The organism is Leifsonia sp. NPDC058248 (assembly GCF_042881905.1).
GTDB lineage: Bacteria > Actinomycetota > Actinomycetes > Actinomycetales > Microbacteriaceae > Leifsonia.
This window is the reverse complement of the sequence record NZ_JBHVXB010000007.1, coordinates 26703-45924: the sequence shown is the minus strand read 5'-3', so window position 1 is coordinate 45924 and position 19222 is coordinate 26703. Positions and strand designations below refer to the sequence as shown.

General features: G+C 71.1%; 17 protein-coding genes and 1 pseudogene. 16 read left to right on the top strand and 2 right to left on the bottom strand.

The window, feature by feature from the left end; all coding sequences use genetic code 11:
• The 4 genes from nadC to ACFVV5_RS12625 all read left to right on the top strand — a co-directional run bounded on the left by nadC (position 1) and on the right by ACFVV5_RS12625 (position 4160).
• Positions 1-900, top strand: coding sequence for a carboxylating nicotinate-nucleotide diphosphorylase (gene nadC / locus ACFVV5_RS12640; RefSeq protein ID WP_387244957.1), 900 nt, complete (start codon positions 1-3; stop codon positions 898-900).
• The gene (locus ACFVV5_RS12635) at positions 897-2039 is read left to right on the top strand and encodes a cysteine desulfurase family protein (RefSeq protein WP_387244283.1); all 1143 of its coding nucleotides are present in this window, start codon (positions 897-899) and stop codon (positions 2037-2039) included. Before nadC ends, ACFVV5_RS12635 begins: the two co-directional genes overlap by 4 nt.
• Before the next feature lie 135 nt (positions 2040-2174).
• Positions 2175-3755: a DHA2 family efflux MFS transporter permease subunit gene (locus ACFVV5_RS12630; protein WP_387244279.1), complete on the top strand. Its 1581-nt coding sequence runs from the start codon at positions 2175-2177 to the stop codon at positions 3753-3755.
• Between the two features lie 45 nt (positions 3756-3800).
• Positions 3801-4160, top strand: a complete 360-nt coding sequence (locus tag ACFVV5_RS12625; RefSeq protein WP_387244276.1) for an iron chaperone — start codon at positions 3801-3803, stop codon at positions 4158-4160.
• A 7-nt stretch (positions 4161-4167) separates the two neighbouring features.
• On the opposite strand, the gene ACFVV5_RS12620 is transcribed toward ACFVV5_RS12625, so the two are convergent.
• On the bottom strand, positions 4168-4737 hold the full coding sequence (locus ACFVV5_RS12620) for a carboxymuconolactone decarboxylase family protein (protein WP_387244273.1): 570 nt from the start codon (positions 4735-4737) through the stop codon (positions 4168-4170).
• Between the two features lie 206 nt (positions 4738-4943).
• On the opposite strand from ACFVV5_RS12620, the gene ACFVV5_RS12615 reads away from it, so the two are divergent.
• From ACFVV5_RS12615 to ACFVV5_RS12580, 8 genes and pseudogenes are all read left to right on the top strand, one after another.
• On the top strand, positions 4944-5720 hold the full coding sequence (locus ACFVV5_RS12615; protein WP_387244271.1) for a GntR family transcriptional regulator: 777 nt from the start codon (positions 4944-4946) through the stop codon (positions 5718-5720).
• Complete coding sequence (locus tag ACFVV5_RS12610) at positions 5717-6709, top strand: ADP-ribosylglycohydrolase family protein (protein ID WP_387244267.1); 993 nt, start codon at positions 5717-5719, stop codon at positions 6707-6709. The genes ACFVV5_RS12615 and ACFVV5_RS12610 overlap by 4 nt, the downstream gene beginning before the upstream one ends.
• A 73-nt stretch (positions 6710-6782) precedes the next feature.
• Positions 6783-8258, top strand: coding sequence for a purine-cytosine permease family protein (locus tag ACFVV5_RS12605; RefSeq protein WP_387244265.1), 1476 nt, complete (start codon positions 6783-6785; stop codon positions 8256-8258).
• Complete coding sequence (locus tag ACFVV5_RS12600; protein WP_387244262.1) at positions 8251-9186, top strand: PfkB family carbohydrate kinase; 936 nt, start codon at positions 8251-8253, stop codon at positions 9184-9186. Before ACFVV5_RS12605 ends, ACFVV5_RS12600 begins: the two co-directional genes overlap by 8 nt.
• A gap of 69 nt (positions 9187-9255) precedes the next feature.
• Positions 9256-9693 (top strand): annotated as a pseudogene (locus tag ACFVV5_RS12595) (GNAT family N-acetyltransferase); the annotation flags it as partial.
• Between the two features lie 6 nt (positions 9694-9699).
• On the top strand, positions 9700-10086 hold the full coding sequence (locus tag ACFVV5_RS12590) for a cupin domain-containing protein (RefSeq protein WP_387244954.1): 387 nt from the start codon (positions 9700-9702) through the stop codon (positions 10084-10086).
• Position 10087: 1 nt separating this feature from the next.
• Complete coding sequence (locus ACFVV5_RS12585) at positions 10088-10438, top strand: DUF488 domain-containing protein (RefSeq protein ID WP_387244259.1); 351 nt, start codon at positions 10088-10090, stop codon at positions 10436-10438.
• 145 nt (positions 10439-10583) lie between these two features.
• A complete protein-coding gene (locus ACFVV5_RS12580; protein ID WP_387244256.1) occupies positions 10584-11990 on the top strand; it encodes an NAD(P)/FAD-dependent oxidoreductase in 1407 nt (468 codons plus the stop codon).
• Between the two features lie 144 nt (positions 11991-12134).
• Here the strand turns inward: ACFVV5_RS12580 and ACFVV5_RS12575 are convergent, their stop codons facing one another.
• Entirely contained in the window at positions 12135-13919 is a 1785-nt protein-coding gene (locus tag ACFVV5_RS12575) for a PucR family transcriptional regulator (RefSeq protein ID WP_387244253.1), read from the bottom strand.
• A 92-nt stretch (positions 13920-14011) separates the two neighbouring features.
• Here ACFVV5_RS12575 and ACFVV5_RS12570 point away from each other — a divergent pair, with 92 nt between their 5' ends.
• The 4 genes from ACFVV5_RS12570 (at position 14012) to ACFVV5_RS12555 (ending at position 19150) form a co-directional block, all read left to right on the top strand.
• Complete coding sequence (locus ACFVV5_RS12570) at positions 14012-15496, top strand: CoA-acylating methylmalonate-semialdehyde dehydrogenase (protein WP_387244250.1); 1485 nt, start codon at positions 14012-14014, stop codon at positions 15494-15496.
• A 47-nt stretch (positions 15497-15543) separates the two neighbouring features.
• Positions 15544-17010, top strand: a complete 1467-nt coding sequence (locus tag ACFVV5_RS12565) for an aspartate aminotransferase family protein (RefSeq protein WP_387244247.1) — start codon at positions 15544-15546, stop codon at positions 17008-17010.
• A 98-nt stretch (positions 17011-17108) separates the two neighbouring features.
• A complete protein-coding gene (locus ACFVV5_RS12560; protein ID WP_387244244.1) occupies positions 17109-18206 on the top strand; it encodes an NYN domain-containing protein in 1098 nt (365 codons plus the stop codon).
• A complete protein-coding gene (locus ACFVV5_RS12555) occupies positions 18203-19150 on the top strand; it encodes an NADP-dependent oxidoreductase (RefSeq protein WP_387244240.1) in 948 nt (315 codons plus the stop codon). Before ACFVV5_RS12560 ends, ACFVV5_RS12555 begins: the two co-directional genes overlap by 4 nt.
• Positions 19151-19222: the final 72 nt, after the last annotated feature.

Genomic DNA, 19222 nt, shown 5'->3' with positions numbered 1-19222 from the left:
CTGCTGACCCCCCAGACGATCGAGACCGTGGTGCGGGCCGCACTGATCGAGGACGCGCCGTGGGGCGACATCACCTCGCAGCTGCTCATACCCGAGACGGCATATGCCACGGCCCGCCTGGCCGCGAGGGAGGCCGGAACCTTCTCCGGCGGTGCCGTCTTCACCGCGGCGATGACCCTGACCGACCCGTCCATCGTCGTCGACCTGGCCGTCGCCGACGGGGACGCGTTCGACGCCGGCGACACCCTCGCCGTCGTCTCCGGGCCCGCCCGGTCGGTGCTTCAGGCGGAGCGCGTCGCCCTCAACCTCGTGCAGCGGATGAGCGGGATCGCCACACTCACCGCCCTGTACGTGCGCGAGGCGGCGCACACGTCGGCGCGCATCGTGGACACCCGCAAGACCACCCCGGGACTCCGCGCCTTCGAACGTCACGCGGTCCGCTCGGGCGGCGGGCACAACCACCGCTTCTCCCTCTCCGACGCCGTCATGGCGAAGGACAACCACCTCGCGGTGCTCACGGCCCAGTCGGGGCTGTCGGTGACGGATGCCCTGCTCGCCGTCCGCGCGCAGCTCTCGCACACGACCCATCTGGAGGTCGAGGTGGACCGCATCGACCAGATCGGTCCGGTCCTCGCGGCCGGGGTCGACACGATCATGCTCGACAACTTCACCGTGGATCAGCTGCGCGAAGGCGTCGCGATCATCGGGGGCCGCGCTCTGGTGGAGGCCAGCGGCAATGTGAATCTCGCGACGGTGCGCGAGATCGCCGAGACGGGTGTCGACGTGATCTCGGTCGGGGCACTCACGCACAGCGTGCGGTCGCTCGACCTCGGGCTCGACGTGGTGGTGGCCGGCAGCATCCCGGGCGGCGTGCCGGACACAGAGCCGGCGACTCCGTGATCTACCTCGACGCGGCGGCCACCTCGGCGGTGCGTCGCGAGGTGCTCGAAGCGATGTGGCCGTATCTGACCGGCGACTTCGGCAACCCCTCCAGCCATCACACGGTCGGAGAGTCGGCCGCGCGTGCGCTGGCGGCCGCGCGGGCATCCGTCGCCGCCTGGCTCGGCTGCCGGGCGTCCGAAGTGACCTTCACCTCGGGAGGCACCGAGGCGGACAACCTCGCCGTCAAGGGCATCGCGCTGGCGAACCCCCGGGGCCGGCACATCGTGACGACGCCGATCGAGCACGAGGCGGTGCTCGAATCGGTCGACTACCTGGTGCGGCACCACGGGTTCACGGTGACCTTCGTCCCGGTGGGGACGGACGGGCTGGTCTCCCCCGGCGACTTCGCGGCGGCCCTGCGGCCCGACACGACTCTCGCCAGCGTGATGCTGGCCAACAACGAGGTCGGAACCGTTCAGCCGATCGCCGAGCTCGCGGCGCTCGCGCACGCCCACGGCATCCCGTTCCACACGGACGCGGTGCAGGCCGCCGGCTGGCTCGACCTCGACGTGCACGCCCTCGGTGTCGACGCGCTCAGCGTCTCCGGGCACAAGATCGGGGCGCCCAAAGGAATCGGTGCGCTGTACGTCCGCGGGCGCATCCCGATCGAGCCGGTGCTGCACGGGGGCGGCCAGGAGCGCGGGAGACGATCGGGAACGGAGAATGTGGCCGGCGCGGTCGCCCTGGCGACGGCGGCGGGACTCGCCGGCGAGTCCCGGCAGCGCAACGCCGCTGCGGCCTCGGCGGCACGGGACGGCTTCGTCGCCGCGGTGTTGAGCGAGGTCCCGGATGCACGGCTCACCGGTCATCCGTCGGCCCGCCTCCCCGGAACGGCATCCTTCGTGTTCCCGGGGACCAACGGGGAGGCGGTGCTGCTCGAACTGGAGCGGCGCGGGATCGTTTCGTCGAGCGGATCCGCCTGCGCCGCCGGCAGCGAGGATGCGTCCCATGTGCTGCTCGCCCTCGGGTTCGACGAGGACGTCGCCCGCACCGCCGTGCGGTTCTCGTGGGGTGCGGAGGTCGACGCCGACGCGCTCGCCTCGGTGGCGCCCGCGGTCGGCGAGGCCGTGCGCACGGTAGCCGCGCTCGGGCGCTGAGCGCTGAGCGCTGAGCGCTGAGCGCCCCCGCTGCGGCGGGAGATGCGAATGCATCGGTTACGCGGAGAGTGAACGCGCAGATCGTTCACCGAAACGAAACCCCGAATGTCTGCCCCTCTCGATACTGTGGAACGCGTGACTGAGAACACCTCACCCGCGACCGAAGCGCTCGCCGACCCCGCCTCCGCCGACTCTGCCGTCGACGGTTCCGCCGCCGACTCCACGCAGGCCACGCGTGAGGCGAGCCGCCCGGCATCCGGCTCGGTGGTGCCCGACCTGACGGCGCCCGACCACACGAAACGCAACAACCGGGTGATCTGGCTGCTGCTCTCGGCGACGTTCGTCGTCATCCTGAACGAGACGATCATGTCGGTCGCCATCCCGAAGCTGATGGACGACCTGCGCATCGACGCTCTCGCCGCCCAATGGCTCTCGACGGCGTTCATGCTGACGATGGCCGTGGTCATCCCGATCACGGGATTCCTGCTGCAGCGCTACAGCACGCGCGCGATCTTCATCGCCGCGATGAGCCTGTTCTCCCTCGGAACGCTGGCCGCCGCCCTCGCCCCCGGCTTCCCGGTGCTGGTCGGCGCCCGTGTCGTCCAGGCCTCGGGCACGGCGATCATGATCCCGCTGCTGATGACCACGCTCATGACGCTGGTGCCGCCGCACAAGCGCGGGCGCACGATGGGCAACGTCTCCATCGTGATCTCGGTCGCCCCGGCTATCGGCCCGACCATCTCGGGCTTCATCCTCAACTACCTCGACTGGCGCTGGATCTTCCTGCTGGTGCTGCCGATCGCGCTCGTCATGCTGCTGATCGGCATGAAGTTCGTCGAGAACGTCACCGAGCCCGAGAAGGTCAAGATCGACGTGCTGTCGGTCATCCTGTCGGCCTTCGGCTTCGGTGGTCTGATCTACGGGCTCAGCCAGACCGGCGCGACCGGCGGGGGCAGCTCCTCGGTCGTGATGTGGGTCTCTCTCGGCATCGGGGTCGTCGCGCTGGCGGCGTTCATCCTGCGTCAGCTGCTTCTCCAGCGGCAGAACCGCGCGCTGCTCGACCTCCGCACGTTCAAAGCCCCGATCTTCACGGTGGCGATCTCGCTCATGGCCGTCATCACGGCCGCGATGTTCGGGGTCATCATCGTGCTCCCGCTCTATCTTCAGCACGTGCTGCACCTCGACACCCTCGCCACCGGGCTCCTGCTCCTGCCGGGCGGTCTGGTGATGGGGCTGCTGGCGCCGTTCGTCGGTCGCCTCTACGACCGGTTCGGGCCGCGCGTGCTCGTGGTGCCGGGGTCGATCGTGGTCAGCCTCGCGCTGTGGTCGCTCACGATGGTGACCGAGCACACATCGCCCTACATGGTCCTCGCCGCGCACGTCGGGTTCAGTGTCGGCCTCGCGCTCATGTTCACTCCGCTGTTCACCGCCGGCCTCGGCGCGGTGGTCCCCCACCTGTACTCGCACGCGAGCGCCATCGTCGGCACGGTCCAGCAGGTGGCCGGAGCGGCGGGAACCGCGCTGCTCGTCGCCATCCTGTCCGTGCACACCGCCACGCTCGTCGCCGGCGGAGAGTCGATCGATCAGGCGACGGCGGGAGGCATCCGCATGGCGTTCCTGGCCGCCGCGATCATCTCCCTCTTCGCCGTGGTCGGCTCGTTCTTCATCCGCAAGCCCGCCGACGTCATCGCACCCGAGGGCGCCTTCGCCCACTGACCGCGGCGCCGAGCGGCGCAGCGCATTCACGGAATCGGAGTCCCCATGGCCCGCGGAGTCGAAGCAGACACGGTCGACGAGTACCTCGACCGCATGGAGGAGCCGTTCGCGACCGCATTGCGAACCGTTCGCGACCGGATCGTCGAGATCCTGCCCGAGGCCCAGCAGGTGATCGGCTACCGCGTGCCCATCTTCACGGTCGGCGGCCGCCGACTGATCGGTCTCTCGGCCACGGCAACGGAGTGCAGCCTGCTGCTGATGAGCCCGCCTGCGGCGGCCGCGCTCGCGGGACGACTCACGGAGGGGACGTTCTCGGGCGCCACGCTGCACTTCTCCCCGGATGCGCCCCTCAGCGCGGCGACGCTGCGGACGATCATCGACCAGCGGCTCGCCGAGCTCGGCTGAGCCGGCGTCAGAGCGGCGCGAGCAGCGCCCCGCGCAGACGGGGCGACAGGTCGGGCGGCGAGTCGGGCACGACGGCCAGCGCCTGGAGGGCGCGGCTGAAGTAGCCGCGGGCTGAGGCCGCAAGCGTGATGTCGACGATCTCGCGGTCGCTGAAACCGAGCTCGCGCAGGCGCAGGCTGTCCGCATCCGTCATGTCCGCCGAGTCGGTGACGACGCGTTCGGCGAACTCCATCATCGCCACCTCGGCCTCGCTGAGGTCGGCGTCGTGGTAGTCGCGGGCGACGCGTTCGAGCTGGTCCTCGTCCATCAGCTTCAGTGTCTTGCGACCGTGCGCGAGCCGGCACGCCTGCGAATGCAGCGCCTCGGCGGCGGCGAGCGTCACCAGTTCGAATCGTCGCCGGCCCAGCTGGGCGATGATCGCACGGATGAGCTGCTCCCAGGCCGCGTAGGCCTCCGGATTCACGGTCATGGCCTTCGTGTGGCTCGCGACGTAGCCCAGATCTTTCACTTCATTGGCGTAGACGCCGGCGACGAATCCGGTCGCCTCGTCTTCGTCCACCGTCTCGATGATCGACATGCGCGCCTCCTGGCGTTCGCTGCGTTTGTCTTCGCACCGCCATGCTCGCACCGCTGCACGCCCACCGCCAGAGTCCGCCTTACGCCGCGGGGTCGCGGCGGGTGTTCCGCGGCATAGCAGCCGGAGTTCCGCGGGGTTGCGGGGCGAGTTCCGCAGAATCGCCGAGCGAGTTGCAGTACAGGTGTTGTACACGTACAGTAACGCCTATGAACAGGCAGGCAGCGGGGCCCTCACACGGCCGCACCGGATTGAAACGGCAGGAGATCGCCGGCGAACTCCGCGACGCGATCCTCAGCGGCACCTACAGCAACGGCTCACTGCTGCCCGGCGAGAACGAGCTCGCCCAGCGCTTCTCGGTGAGCCGCGGCACCATCCGGCGCGCGCTCGACTCCCTCGCCGACGACAACCTTATCGACACCCGCACGGGCATCGGCTCGTTCGTCACCTTCGACGGACGCGCGATCGGCCAGGCGCCCAGCTGGGGCCGCGCCCTCGCCACGAGCGGTGTCGACGAGCATCCCGACATCCTGCGCATGGAGCACGTCATCGACCCCGACCTCGCGGCCGCGGTCTCCTCCTCCGGGATGGAGTTCCTCGCCCTCGACCGGGTGCGCCGGCTCGCCGACGGGACCGCCGTCTCGCTGGAGCGCAGCCGGGTCCCCGCCGCCGGCATCATCGCCACCGTCCCGGAGAACGGACTGGTCGACGACTCGCTCTCCAAGACGCTGGCCGAGGCCGGGCTGGTCGCCGAGAGCGGCGAGCAGTGGATCGCGGTCGCCGCGCTCAGCGCAGAAGACGCACGCATCCTGGGCCGCGAGCCGGGAGAGCTCTTCCTCAACAGCGTTCGGGTCGCCCGCGACGCGGACGGCCGCTTCGTCGAGAAGGTGGTGAGCTGGCTGGACCCCCAGCGGTTCCGCCTGCACATGAGCTTCGGCCCCGGCTCAGGAGCCGGCACCGGAGCAGGAACCGGAGCAGGCCGATGACCGCGGACCGGGACCGCGCCCTCGCCGCCTTCGAGGGCCTCGCCCTGGGCGATGCGCTCGGGATGCCCACCCAGTCCATGTCCCGTTCGCAGATCGCCGCCGACTACGGCCGCATCACCGGCTTCACCGACGCCGGACCGCATCAGCGGATCGCCACCGGGATGCCCGCCGGCTCGATCACCGACGACACCGAGCAGGCCGTCCTGCTCGCCCGACTGCTCATCGACGGCGACGGCCGGGTCGACGTCGAGCTCTTCGCCGAGCGACTGCTCGACTGGGAGAGCGCGATGGAGGCCAAAGGCTCCCTCGACCTGCTCGGGCCCTCGACCAAGGCCGCGCTGCAGCGCCTCGGCGACGGGGTGCCCGCCGCAGAGGCCGGCCGATTCGGGACCACCAACGGGGCCGCCATGCGCATCACGCCCGTCGGCATCGCCGTCGGCATCGAGTCGCTGCCGGACTTCGTCGACGCCGTCGCTCACACCAGCGAAGTCACGCACAACACGTCGCTCGGCATCGCGGGCGCGGCAGCCGTCGGAGCGGCGGTGAGTGCGGGCATCGCCGGAGCGAGCCTGTCCGAGGCGCTCGAGCTCGCCATCGCAGCCGCCGAACTCGGAGGCGTGCGAGGGCATTGGGCGGCCGGCGGCGACATCGCGGCCCGGCTGCGCTGGGGCATCCCGTACGTCACCGCGCTGGCACCGGATGCCCGTCCCGACGCGATCGCGGAGGTGATCGGCACCTCGGTCGCATCGCAGGAGTCGGTGATCGCCGCGCTCGCCCTCGTCGCCGTCGCCGACGACCCGTGGGAGACGCTGTGCCTGGCCGCCTCGCTCGGCGGCGACACCGACACGGTCGCGGCGATGGCCGGGGCCGTGCTCGGGGCCACCCGCGGCGCGCACCCCTGGCCGGCCGCCGAACGCGAGACGCTCGAGCGCGTCAACGGCCTTTCCCTCGCGCCCCTCGTCGACGGGCTGCTGGCACTGCGCGGCTGAGCCGAGCATCCGGAGCCCGACGGCGCAGAGCAGACCCTCGAATTCGATTCACACAATGTTGTTTGGAGACCCCATGAGCACCACGTCCCTGTCCGCCGTCGAGCAGCGCGGCATCGAGCCCGTGCCCGCCCGGGAGCGCAACGGCAACCCGTTGCAGCTCTTCTGGGTGTGGTTCGCCGCGAACATCTCGATCCTCGGCCTGCCGCTCGGCGCCACCCTCGTGGCCATGCAAGGCCTGAACATCTGGCAGGCGCTGATCGTCGCCGCGATCGGCACCGCCGGCTCGTTCACCCTGGTCGGGGTCGTGTCAATCGCCGGCCGTCGCGGCGGCGCTCCCAGCATGACGCTGTCGCGCGCGGTGTTCGGACCGCGCGGCAATCTGGGACCGACGTTCGTCTCGCTGCTGTCGCGGCTCGGCTGGGAGACGGTGAACACCACGACCGGCGCCTTCGTGCTGCTGTCGCTGTTCGCTCTGCTGTTCGGCGCGTCCAGTGACGCCCATGCCGTCCCGGTGCTCGCGATTGTCGCCATCGCGATCTTCGAGGCCTGCACCCTGCTCGTCTCGGGGCTCGGCCACGCGGCCATCCTCGTCATCCAGAAATGGGCGACGTGGATCTTCGGGGCTCTCAACGTGTTCGTAGCGGTCGTGCTCGTGTCGAACATCGACTGGGCCGCGGTCGGCGCGATGCCCGGCGGACCGTTCAGCGCGGTGCTCGTCGGCATCGGCACCATCGCCGCCGGCACCGGCATCGGCTGGGCGAACGCCGGAGCCGACATGGCGCGCTACCAGAAGACCAGCGTCAAGGCCGCCCGGCTGATCGGGGCGAGCGCCGCCGGGGCGGGCATCCCGCTCGTCGTCCTGATCGGCCTGGGCGCCCTGCTGACAGCGGGAGACAACTCGCTGGCCGCTGCGAGCGACCCGGTCGCGGCGATCCGTGAACTCCTCCCGGCCTGGATGGCGATCCCCTACCTCATCGCCGCGTTCGGCGGTCTGCTTCTCTGCAACCACCTGTCGGTGTACTCGGCCGGCCTCACCACGCTGACCCTGGGCATCCGGATCAAGCGCGTCTACGCTGTGGGCGTGGACGTGGTCGTGACCTTCGCCGGATCGATCTACTTCATGCTGATCGCCGGCAGCTTCTACGGTCCGTTCATCAGCTTCATCTCGCTGCTCGCGATCCCGATCACGGCGTGGCTCGGCGTCTTCCTGATCGATATGGTCAAACGCCGCTGGTACGACCCGAAAGCGCTCCTCGACATGGGCGGCAGCGGAGCCTATTGGTATCGCGGCGGCGTCGAATGGCGCGCCGTCGGCGCCTGGGCGGCAGCGATCGTCGTGGGCTACGCGCTGCTCGCGGCCGGGCAGAACGGGATCGCCTGGCTGGTGACGTTCGCGATCGCCGCCGCGGCCTACGGACTGCTGGGCGGTGCCAAGGGGCGCCTGACCGCCCCCGCGGGCTGGACCGATGACGAGACCTCCGGCGTCGAGACCTCCGGCGTCGAGACCTCCGGCACCGGCGTCGTCGAGAGCGAGCCGTCGCGTGGCTGAGCATCCGCGGCTGATCTTCACCGGGAACGTGATCGTCGACATCGTCATGACGATCGATGCGGTGCCGGAGCCGGGCGGCGACACGATCGCCTCCTCGAGCGCCCTCACGGCCGGTGGCGGCTACAACGTGATGGTCGCGGCCCAGCGGGACGGCCTGCCGGTCGTCTTCGCAGGGCAGTACGGCGCCGGGCCGTTCGGCGACGTCGTGCGCTCGGCGCTCGGCGCGAGCGGCTTCGACGTCGTGCAGCCGGGACTCGCCGGGCTCGACAGCGGCTACTGCGTCGCCCTGGTCGACGCCTCCACCGAGCGCACCTTCGTCACCCACGCCGGAGCGGAAGGGCACCTCAGCCTCTCCGATCTCGGCCGGGTCGAGGTGACGGCCCGTGATGTGGTGTACGTCTCGGGCTACAGCCTGGCCCATCCTGTGAACGCGGAATCGCTGCCGGGCTGGCTGGAGGCGCTCCCCGCGACCGTGCGGGTGATCACCGATCCGTCCCCGTTGATCGGCTCGCTGGACCCGCAGGCGCTCGGCCGCGTCCTCCGGCGCACGGACGTCCTCAGCGCCAACGCCCGCGAGGCGGCGATCGCGACCAGCCGCACCGACCTCGCGGAGGCGGCGACCCTCCTCCTCGGGCGCATCCGGCCGGACGGCGTGGCCGTGGTGCGCGACGGCAGTGCCGGATGCTGGGTGGCCGGCTCGGGCATCCGGAACTCGCCGGTGCTCGTCCCGGGGTTCCCGGTGCGGGCGGTCGACACGAACGGCGCCGGGGACGCCCACGCCGGAGTGCTGGCGGCGGCCCTGTCGCGCGGCGAGGACATTCTGGATGCCGCGCGGCGCGCCAACGCCGCAGCGGCCATCGCCGTCACGCGCTCCGGGCCGGCGACCGCGCCGACCGCCGCCGAGATCGACGCGCTGCTGGCCGGCTGACGGGGCGGGTCAGCCGGCGACGTGCCGGGCGGCTGACCCGGCGACAGTGGTCGCGGCTACGATCGCAGCATGTCGTCACTCAGGATCAGCGAGGTCTCCCCGGCGAACATCGAAGACGCCATCAAACTGCAGCTCGCTCCCGGCCAGGAACGATTCGTCGCTCCGGTCGCGGCGTCGCTGGCCGAGGCATACGTCACCCCCACGGCGTGGCCGCGCGTCGTGCTCGACGGCGACGAGGTCGTCGGGTTCATCATGGGCAACTTCGATCCGGGCAACGAGGTCGAAGCGTTCCGGGCCGGCATCTGGCGGCTGAACGTCGCCGCGACCGCGCAGCGCCGCGGAGTCGGCCGGTTCGCAATCGAAGCACTCGAGGCCGAGGCCCGGCGGCGCGGTGTTCGCCGCATCACGGTGATGTGGGAGAAGGGCGAAGGCGGCCCCGACGGCTTCTACCGGCGGATCGGATTCGAGCCGACCGGCGAGGAGCTCTTCGGCGAGATCGTCGGGGCGAAGCCGGTGCTGCCGGTCGCTGCCACGCCGGCGCCCGACCCAGGCTCCGACGCCGAGCCCGTGTCCCGGGTGACGGTCCAGGATGCCGTGCTCGAGCATCCGGTGCCCGTGGCGCGCATCGAGACGCGGCGCATCACCATCCAGCCGGGATTCGCCGCCGGCCTGCACGTGCACAACGGCCCCGTGGTCGGCAGCATCGAGTCGGGGTCCGCGATCTACCAGGTCGACGGCGAGGCCGAGCGCGTACTGTCGCCGGGTGACGTGTTCTACGAACCGGCCGGAGCGCGGATCGCGCGCTTCGACGGCGGATCCGACGGCGTGACGTTCCTGGCTCACTTCCCGCTGGCGTCCGGGCAGCACGCGGCCATCGAGTTCCCAAACGAGGAGGGCTGAGATGTTCACCGTCAAACGCATCTACGACGACCCGTCACCCGACGACGGCTACCGGGTGCTCGTCGACCGGCTGTGGCCTCGCGGCGTGAGCAAAGAGCGCGCGGCGCTCGACGAATGGCTGAAAGAGGTCGCGCCGTCGACCGAGCTGCGGCAGTGGTTCAACCACGAGGCGCCGCGGTTCGAGGAGTTCACGGCGCGCTACGACGCCGAGCTCGAGCAGAATCCCGCCGTCGAGCAGCTGCGGGCGATCGGGCGCGAGCATCCGGAGGTCACGTTGCTCATCGGGGCGCGTGATCCGAAGGTCAACCACGGGGTCGTGCTGGCCGAGTTCCTGGAGCGCACCGGCGGCTGACGTGGGCGGTGCGCCGGTCTTCGGGTCGTGAGAGGCCCCGGACGGAATGGCCGGAAAGAGGTCGGATTCGGGAACGGAGGGCGTCGCGCCGTGCATCCGGTGCTTGCGAGAATGTCACGAACCAGAGCAGAGCGGGAGCCGACCAATGGGCAGTACCGTTTTCGAGAGGATGCGCCCGGACGCATCGGTGGTGCGCCATGCGCTGAGCGGCACGCGGCAGGCCTCGTTCTGGCTGGAGGACGCTCCCGGCGACCCGTACCCGGAACTGACCGGCGACCTGCACTGCGACCTCGCCGTCGTCGGCGGGGGCTACTCGGGTCTCTGGACCGCTCTGCTCGCCAAGCAGCAGAACCCGCACGCGCGCATCGTGCTGCTCGAAGGCAAACGCGTCGGCTGGGCGGCGTCCGGCCGCAACGGCGGATTCTGCGAAGCCAGCCTCACCCACGGAGACGACAACGGGCTCAGCCGATTCCCGGCCGAATTCGCCGAACTGCAGCGGCTCGGCATGGCCAACCTCGACGAGATCGAGCGCACGGTCGCCGACCTGGGACTGGACGCCGACTTCGAACGCAACGGCGCCATCGACATCGCGACCGAACCGCACCAGGTCGAATGGCTCCGCGAGGCCGCCGACGGTCGCGACGCCGTGTTCCTCGACACCGACGCTGTGCGCGCGGAAGTCCACTCGCCGAGCTACCTCGCCGGCCTCCGGCGCACACGGGACTCGGCGCTCGTGCATCCGGCCAAGCTCGCCCGCGCGCTCGCCCGCGCCTGCGTCGACGCCGGAGTCGAGATCTTCGAGAACTCGCCCGTCAGCTCCATCGGGGACGGCACGACCCTCGCCACCCCCCGCGCCATCGTGCGGGCAGAACGCACGGCGCTCGCCACCAACGTGTTCCCGTCGCTGCTGAAGCGCAACCGGTTCTCCACCGTGCCCGTGTACGACTACGTGCTCATGACCGAACCGCTGACGGATGCGCAGCTGGCGTCGATCGGCTGGTCGGGGCGGCAGGGGCTCGGCGACTCCGCCAACCAGTTCCACTACTACCGCCTCTCGGCCGACAACCGCATCCTGTTCGGCGGCTACGACGCGATCTACCACTACGGTGGCCTCGTCCGCGAGGAGTACGAGAACCGTCCGACCACGTTCGACCGGCTGGGCAGCCACTTCTTCACGACGTTTCCGCAGCTGGAGGGCATCCGGTTCACCCACCGCTGGGCCGGCGCGATCGACACCTGCAGCCGGTTCTGCGCGTTCTTCGGCTCGGCACGCGGCGGGCGCGTCGCCTACGCCACCGGCTACACCGGGCTGGGGGTGGCGGCGACGCATTTCGGGGCGAAGGTGATGCTCGATCTGCTCGCGGGGCGGACCACCGAGCGAACCGAGCTGGAGCTGGTGAGGACCCGGCCGCTGCCGTTCCCGCCGGAGCCGGCGACCTCGATCGGCATCAACCTCACCCGCTGGTCGCTCGATCAGGCCGATCACACGGAGGGCAGGCGCAACCTGTTCCTCCGGTCGCTCGACGCTGTGGGCCTCGGCTTCGACTCGTGAGTGGGGCGGGGAGCAATTCCGGAGATCAGGTTCGCCACGCCGAGCAGGTGAGCGTTTTTCCGGAGGTCTGGCCGCCGCCTGCGCAGAAGTTCCGGAGTTGCCGACGACGAGCGGCGCGAAGCGACCCGACCCGACCGCGCGTGGCTACCCCGCGACGCGACGCGCCAGGAGCGCCGCGTGCAGCGCGCTGAGCGTCTCGCCGTCGTCGAGATCCATGCCGAGCAGCTCCTCGATGAGTGCGATGCGCTGGTAGAACACCGACCGCGACAGGTGGCTGGCCGCGGCCGCACGGGTCCGGTTGCCCGGATGGGTCGCATACGCCCGCAGCACCTCGAGCAGATCGCCGCCGTTCGCGAGGTCGTACTCGATGAGCGGGCGCAGCATGTGCTCGCTGTGCTCCTGCATCCGCGGGTCACTCGCCAGGGCGTTGACGAGACGGAGCAGGGGGCGACGCTCCACACGGTGCACGACGGTCGTTCGCGTGCGGGTGACGTCGCCGCGGTCGAGCAGTTCCGGCGCCTCCTCGATCGAGGCGAGCAGGCCCGGGATGCCACCAGCGTCCGACCCGACGGCGAGCGTCACCGCGTTCTCGTCGACGCTCAACCCGAGGGCGATGGCCCGGCCGAGGGCGGCGAACCACGCATCGGTGAGGGGGCGGTCGTGGCGACCGGACAGGGCGAGCACCACCGGCCGTCCGGCGGCTCGATCAGGCAGCACCGGATGCTCCGCTGCGAGCGCATCCACCCCGGCGTCACGCGCGGCGGTCAGCACGGCGGACACGACCGCGGTGGCGCCCGGATGCGTCCCCTTCGGACGCGAGCCGGCCGCCCGTGGCCCTTCGCGGCCCGGACCCGACGCGCTGCCCGCTGAGCGCACGCCCACTGCGACCCCGGTCAGCGTCCGACCGGTCACCGCAAACCCGGCCGCCTCGAACCGCGCGACCAGGCCGCTCTCGCTCGCGAACCGGCGGCCGAGCAGCGCGCCCAGCAACCGGTCGTGGCTCTGCCTGGTCCATTCGTCGTCGTCGCGGTCCGCCAGCCGGCTGAGTGCGAGGGCCACCGCCGCCTGCTCCAAGACGTTCGAGCGGCCGGCCGGATGCGCGTCGCCCGGCAGAGCGATCAGGTGACCCCAGCGGATGCCGCGCGCCTCGACCGGAACGATCAGCCAGCCGTCACTGACGCTGCCACCGGCCACGCTCCCGCCACCACTCGCGCCACCGCTCCCGCCGTCGCCGGCCCCCTCGCCGGCCTCGCGGTGGGCCGCCCGGGACCGCTGCTCCCAGTCGTCGAGCGCATCGTCGGCGGCGCCCAGGGTCTCGGCGGCGATCACGTTGTGGTTGAGGTCCTCGAGCACCACTGGCGAGGCCAGCACGCGTCCGGCCTGCGCGACGATGAAGTCGGCGGGGCTCCCCCGCAGGCTGAGCTCCGTGAACAGCGCGTGGATCTCATCTCGTGCGCGCAACGCGACCATCTGGTCGGCGATGATGCGCGCATGCACCGCCTCCGTGATGGCGATGAACCGCACCTCGCGGTGGAGCACCACGAAGGGGAGGCCGGCGACGCGGAACTCGGCGACCAGCGCGAGCGGTGCTGCGGGCATCCGGTCGCCCAGCTCCAGGATGAGGCCGGCGATGTCGTCGCGCACCAGTTGCCCGGCGAGTGCTCGCAGCCCGTCGTCGTCGGTCGGCCAGCCGACGCCGGTCGACAGCAGCAGTTCGCCGCCGCTCACCAGCCGGGCGGCCTGCGCCGTCTCGAACACGTGGACCCAGCGCACGGGGCGGTCGAGGGCGTCGTCGCCCGCCAGGATCTCGGGCAGCGACCGTGCGACCTCGTCGAAGCGCAGGACCTCCCGGATGGTCGGCAGCACCGCGGCCGCCACCGCTTCCGGACGATCTGTTCTGTGCGGAGCTAACCCGCGACGTTCTGGCATCGACTGCCCGCCTCGCTCTCTGTGATCATTGGGATGCAAGCCTACAGTTCCGCCCGGGCAGTTCGTCCGGCTCGACCCGAGGAGGACGCCGCATGGCCCTCATCCGCCATCTCATCGACGGTCAGCCGGCCGGCGATCCCGTCCGCACCGGCGACGTCTTCAACCCCGCCACCGGTGAGCGCCGCCACCAGGTCGTGCTCGGCAGCGTCGCCGACGTCGAGCAGGCCATCGCCGCCGCCCGGGCCGCACTCCCCGGCTGGCGTGCCACCAGCCTCACCAGACGCGCCGACGTGTTCTTCCGCCTGCGTCACCTGCTCACCGAGCGGTCCGGCGAACTCGCCGCCATCGTCACCGGCGAGCACGGGAAGGTGCTGTCCGACGCGGCCGGCGAGATCGGGCGCGGTCTCGAGAACGTCGAGTTCGCATCCGGGCTCATCAACCAGCTCAAAGGCGAGTACAGCCAGCAGGTGTCGAGCGGCGTCGACGTGCACAGCGTCAAGCAGCCGGTCGGCGTGGTCGGCTGCATCACGCCCTTCAACTTCCCGGTGATGGTGCCGCTGTGGATGGTCGCCAGCGCGATCGCCTGCGGCAACACGGTGGTGCTCAAGCCGAGCGAGAAGGACCCGAGCGCGTCGGTGTACCTGGCGGAGCTGTTCCTCGAGGCCGGACTCCCCGCGGGCGTGCTGAACGTCGTGCACGGTGACAAGGTGGCCGTCGACGCGATCCTCGACAGCCCTGGGGTCGATGCCGTCAGCTTCGTCGGGTCCACCCCGATCGCCCGTGCCATCTACCAGCGTGCGAGTGCGAACGGCAAGCGGGTCCAGGCTCTCGGCGGCGCGAAGAACCACATGGTCGTGCTCGAGGACGCCGACATCGAGGCGGCGGCGGATGCCGCGGTCTCGGCCGCGTACGGCTCGGCCGGCGAACGCTGCATGGCGGTGAGCGTCCTCGTGGCGGTCGGCGACGTCGGCGACAGACTGGTGCCCGCGATCGAGCGGCGCCTCGACGCTCTGGTGATCGGCGACGGCACCGACCCCGCGAGCGAGATGGGGCCGCTGATCACCCGCGAGCACCGCGACAAGGTCGCCTCCTATGTCGCGGGTGCCGCGACCGAGGGCGCGACCGTCGTGGTCGACGGCACGCAGAAGGCGTTCGACTCCGACGGCTTCTTCATCGGGGTGAGCCTCGTCGACCGGGTCGGCACCGACATGGCGGTGTACACCGACGAGATCTTCGGCCCGGTGCTCTCCGTCGTGCGCGTCGACACGTTCGAGGATGCGGTGGCCCTCGTCAACGCCAACCCCTACGGCAACGGCGTGGCGCTCTTCACCCGCGACGGCGGCGCCGCCCGCCAGTTCGAGTTCGACATCGAGGTCGGCATGGTCGGCATCAACGTGCCCATCCCCGTGCCGATCGGCGCGTTCTCGTTCGGCGGCTGGAAGAACTCGCTGTTCGGAGACGCGCACATCTACGGGCCCGAGTCGTTCCACTTCTACACGCGCAGCAAAGTCGTCACCTCGCGCTGGCCCGACCCGGTGCACTCGAAGATCGAGCTCGCGTTCCCCGACAACTCCTGACCCTCCCCCGCTCCCCTGATCCTCCCCGGCAACCCTGAGAGACAGTCATGACCGACACCATAGACCGCCCCGCCGGCACGACCCGCACCGTCCCGGCCGCCCGCCCCGCCGCCCCGATCGCGGCCCCGCGAACCGGCTTCACCGATCGCCGCGGCGCCGAGCATCCGTTCGGTGACAGCGACGCCGAGACCCAGGTGCGCAGCGACGACCGCAGCCACGTGTTCCATTCCTGGAGCGCGCAGGCCCACATCGACCCGCTGCCCATCGCCGCCGGCCAGGGCTCGACGTTCTGGGACTACCAGGGCAACGCCTACCTCGACTTCAGCTCGCAGCTGGTCAATCTCAACCTCGGCCACCAGCATCCCGATCTCGTCCGCGGGATCCAGGAGCAGGCCGGTCGGCTCGCGACCATCCAGCCCTCGATGGCGAACGACGTGCGCGGCGAGCTCGCCCGCCTGATCGCGCGAGTCGCGCCCGGCACGCTCGACCGGGTGTTCTTCACGAACGGCGGGGCGGATGCGAACGAGTACGCCGTGCGCATGGCCCGCCGCGTCACCGGCCGGCGCAAAGTGCTCTCGATGTACCGGTCGTACCACGGCGGCACAGCCACCGCGATTTCGCTCACGGGCGACCCGCGTCGCTGGGCGAACGAGCCGGGCGACTCCTCGGTCGCCCACTTCTTCGGCCCGTACCTCTACCGGTCCGCCTTCCACTCCACCACCCCGGAGGAGGAGACGCAGCGCGCTCTGGAGCACCTCGAGAACGTCATCGTGCTCGAAGGCGCGGCCACCGTCGCCGCGATCATCATCGAGACCGTGGTCGGGACGAACGGCGTGCTCGTTCCCCCGCCCGGCTACCTCGCGGGAGTGCGCGAGCTGTGCGACCGGTACGGCATCGTCTACATCGCCGACGAGGTGATGGTCGGCTTCGGCCGGTTCGGCGAATGGTTCGCCGTCGACGCCTTCGACGTGGTGCCCGACCTGATCACCTTCGCCAAGGGCGTCAACTCGGGCTACGTCCCGCTCGGCGGCGTCGTGATCTCCGACCGGATCGCCGACTTCTTCGACGAGGTGCCGTTCCAGGGCGGGCTCACCTACTCCGGGCATCCGCTGGCGTGCGCCGCCGGCGTCGCGACGTTCGAGGTGTTCGAGCGCGACGGCATCCTGGAGCGGGTGCGCGATCTGGGCTCGCGCGTCGTCGAACCGGAGATCACCGCGTGGCTCGACCGCCACCCGTCGCTCGGCGAGGTGCGCGGCCGCGGCCTGTTCTGGGCTCTGGAGCTCGTGCGCGACCGCGAGACCCGCGAGCCGCTCGTCCCGTTCAACGCAGCGGGCCCGGATGCTGCGCCGATGGGCGCGGTCGCCGCCGCCTGCAAAGCCGCAGGAGTTTGGCCCTTCACCCACTTCAACCGCGTGCACATCGCGCCCCCGCTGATCATCGACGAGGCCGAGCTGCGCCGCGGACTGGCTGCGATCGACGGCGCTCTGAGCGTGGCCGACAGGTACGCGCGCTGACTCCGGATGCCCCCGACGCCGAGTCACGCGGCGCGGGGGCTACGCTGGCTTGGGGGTCGAACCACATCGGTCGACGCCCCGCCGAGGAGGCCCCCACAATGACCGAACCGGGAGACGGCCGCGTAGCCGTCTACATCGACTTCGACAACATCGTCATCTCACGCTACGACCAGGTGCACGGGCGCAGTTCGTTCATGCGCGACCGTGCCAAGGCCGGCGCGAGCGGTATGCCGTCCGACCCGAAGGTCGCCCAGAAGCTCAAGCAGGCCACCGTCGATCTCGGCGCCGTGATCGACTACGCGTCCTCGTTCGGCACCCTCGTGCTCGACCGCGCCTACGCGGACTGGTCGGCAGCGGTGAACGCGGACTACCGGGGCCAGCTCGTCGGGCGTGCCGTCGACCTGGTGCAGCTCTTCCCGGCCGCCGCCTACGCCAAGAACGGCGCGGACATCCGCCTGGCCGTCGACGCGGTCGAAGACCTGTTCCGGCTCCCCGACCTCACCCACGTCGTGATCGTCGCCGGAGACTCCGACTACATCGCGCTGGCGCAGCGCTGCAAGCGCCTTGGACGCTACGTGGTGGGCATCGGGATGGCCGGCTCGACCAGCAAGGCGCTGGCCGCCGCCTGCGACGAGTTCGTGATCTACGACGACCTGCCCGGTGTCGCCCCGGTGGAGCAGCCGGACGACGACGGCGCCGACGAGGAGATCGCCGACGAGATCGCCGAGGAGGCGACGGTGGCGGCGCTGGCGGCCGCCGAGTCGGCGACCGCCGCGGACGGCGCATCGCACGGCGACGCGCAGCCCGCTGCCAAGCAGCGCAAGAGGTCGACCCGCGCGCCCAAGGCGGCTCCGGTCGAGGAGACGGCCGAGGCGGAGACCGACACCAGCGAGCCCGAGGCCGTCGCCGACCCCCAGGCCACGGCGACGCGCCTGCTGGAACGCGCCATGCAGCTCGGACACGAGAAGGACGACACCGAGTGGCTCCACAGCTCGTCGGTGAAAGCCCAGATCAAGCGCATGGACCCGTCGTTCAGCGAGAAGTCGCTCGGCTTCCGCTCCTTCAGCGACTTCCTCAAGTCGCGTGACGAGCTCGTCGACCTCGACGACAGCACCACCGCCCTCCTGCTCCGCTCCAAGCCGCGCACACCGCCGCCGCCACGCAAGAGGGCTCCGCGGCGCGCATCGTCGTCATGAGCGCCCGCGCGTGGGTCGCGACCCAGTGGGGCGGCCTCGACGAATGGCGCTTCGTCGAGCGCGAAGTGCCGGAACCGCGTGAAGGCGAGGTGACCATCCGGGTGCGGGCATCCGGTGTCAACCCTGCGGACTACAAACACGTGAGGACTCCGCGACCCGGCGTCGAGCTTCCCGCACCGATCGGCTACGAGGTCGCGGGCGTGATCTCGGCGATCGGCCCCGACACCGAGATCGCCACGGGCGGGGGGCGGGTCGGGGATGCGGTCGTCGCGTTCCGGATCGCCGGCGGCTACGCGACCGAGCTCACTGTTCTGGCAAAAGACGTGCTCGCCAAGCCGGACGGGCTGGGATTCCCGGAGGCGGCCAACCTGCTGCTCGCCGGGTCGACGGCCTCGCAGCTGCTGCACGTCGCCGGGGTGGGTGAGGGCGACACGATTCTCGTGCACGGCGCATCCGGAGCGGTCGGCGTCAGCCTGCTGCAGCAGGCGAGAGCTCTCGGCGCGCGAGTCGTCGGAACGGCGAGCGAGGGACGATCCGATGAGGTCCGCCGTTTCGGCGGGGTGCCGATCGCCTACGGACCCGGCCTGGTCGAGCGTGCACGCGAGGCCGCCCCGGAGGGGTATGCCGCGGCGCTCGACACCGTGGGAACGGACGAGGCGGTTGACGCATCGCTCGAACTGGTCGCCGACCGTTCGCGGATCGTCACGATCGCCGCGGCCGGCCGTGCCGGGCAGGACGGCTTCCGGGCCATCAACGGTCAGCAGCCGGAGAGCATCGCCTACCGCGACAGCGTGCGCGCCGCGCTGCTGGAGCGAGCCGGCTCAGGCGAGCTGATCGTGCCGCTGGCGCGCACCTATCCGCTGGCCGACGCGCTGGAGGCGCTGAACTTCCTCAGTGAAGGGCACCCGGGCGGCAAGCTCGCCCTGCTGTCCTCGCGGCACTGACGGGCGCCGCCCCCCCACACGCGCCCGCTCCGCTCGCCCGCGCCCGCTCCCCGCGCCCGCTCCCCCGCGCCG

Excerpts from the sequence above, each read along its gene's own strand:
- ACFVV5_RS12570 (WP_387244250.1), top strand. The coding sequence starts at position 14,012 with ATGGCCCTCATCCGCCATCTCATCGACGGTCAGCCGGCCGGCGATCCC.
- ACFVV5_RS12560 (WP_387244244.1), top strand. The coding sequence starts at position 17,109 with ATGACCGAACCGGGAGACGGCCGCGTAGCCGTCTACATCGACTTCGAC.
- ACFVV5_RS12580 (WP_387244256.1), top strand. The coding sequence starts at position 10,584 with ATGGGCAGTACCGTTTTCGAGAGGATGCGCCCGGACGCATCGGTGGTG.
- ACFVV5_RS12615 (WP_387244271.1), top strand. The coding sequence starts at position 4,944 with ATGAACAGGCAGGCAGCGGGGCCCTCACACGGCCGCACCGGATTGAAA.
- ACFVV5_RS12625 (WP_387244276.1), top strand. The coding sequence starts at position 3,801 with ATGGCCCGCGGAGTCGAAGCAGACACGGTCGACGAGTACCTCGACCGC.
- ACFVV5_RS12605 (WP_387244265.1), top strand. The coding sequence starts at position 6,783 with ATGAGCACCACGTCCCTGTCCGCCGTCGAGCAGCGCGGCATCGAGCCC.
- ACFVV5_RS12610 (WP_387244267.1), top strand. The coding sequence starts at position 5,717 with ATGACCGCGGACCGGGACCGCGCCCTCGCCGCCTTCGAGGGCCTCGCC.
- ACFVV5_RS12575 (WP_387244253.1), bottom strand. The coding sequence starts at position 13,919 with ATGCCAGAACGTCGCGGGTTAGCTCCGCACAGAACAGATCGTCCGGAA.
- ACFVV5_RS12565 (WP_387244247.1), top strand. The coding sequence starts at position 15,544 with ATGACCGACACCATAGACCGCCCCGCCGGCACGACCCGCACCGTCCCG.
- ACFVV5_RS12585 (WP_387244259.1), top strand. The coding sequence starts at position 10,088 with ATGTTCACCGTCAAACGCATCTACGACGACCCGTCACCCGACGACGGC.
- ACFVV5_RS12620 (WP_387244273.1), bottom strand. The coding sequence starts at position 4,737 with ATGTCGATCATCGAGACGGTGGACGAAGACGAGGCGACCGGATTCGTC.
- ACFVV5_RS12555 (WP_387244240.1), top strand. The coding sequence starts at position 18,203 with ATGAGCGCCCGCGCGTGGGTCGCGACCCAGTGGGGCGGCCTCGACGAA.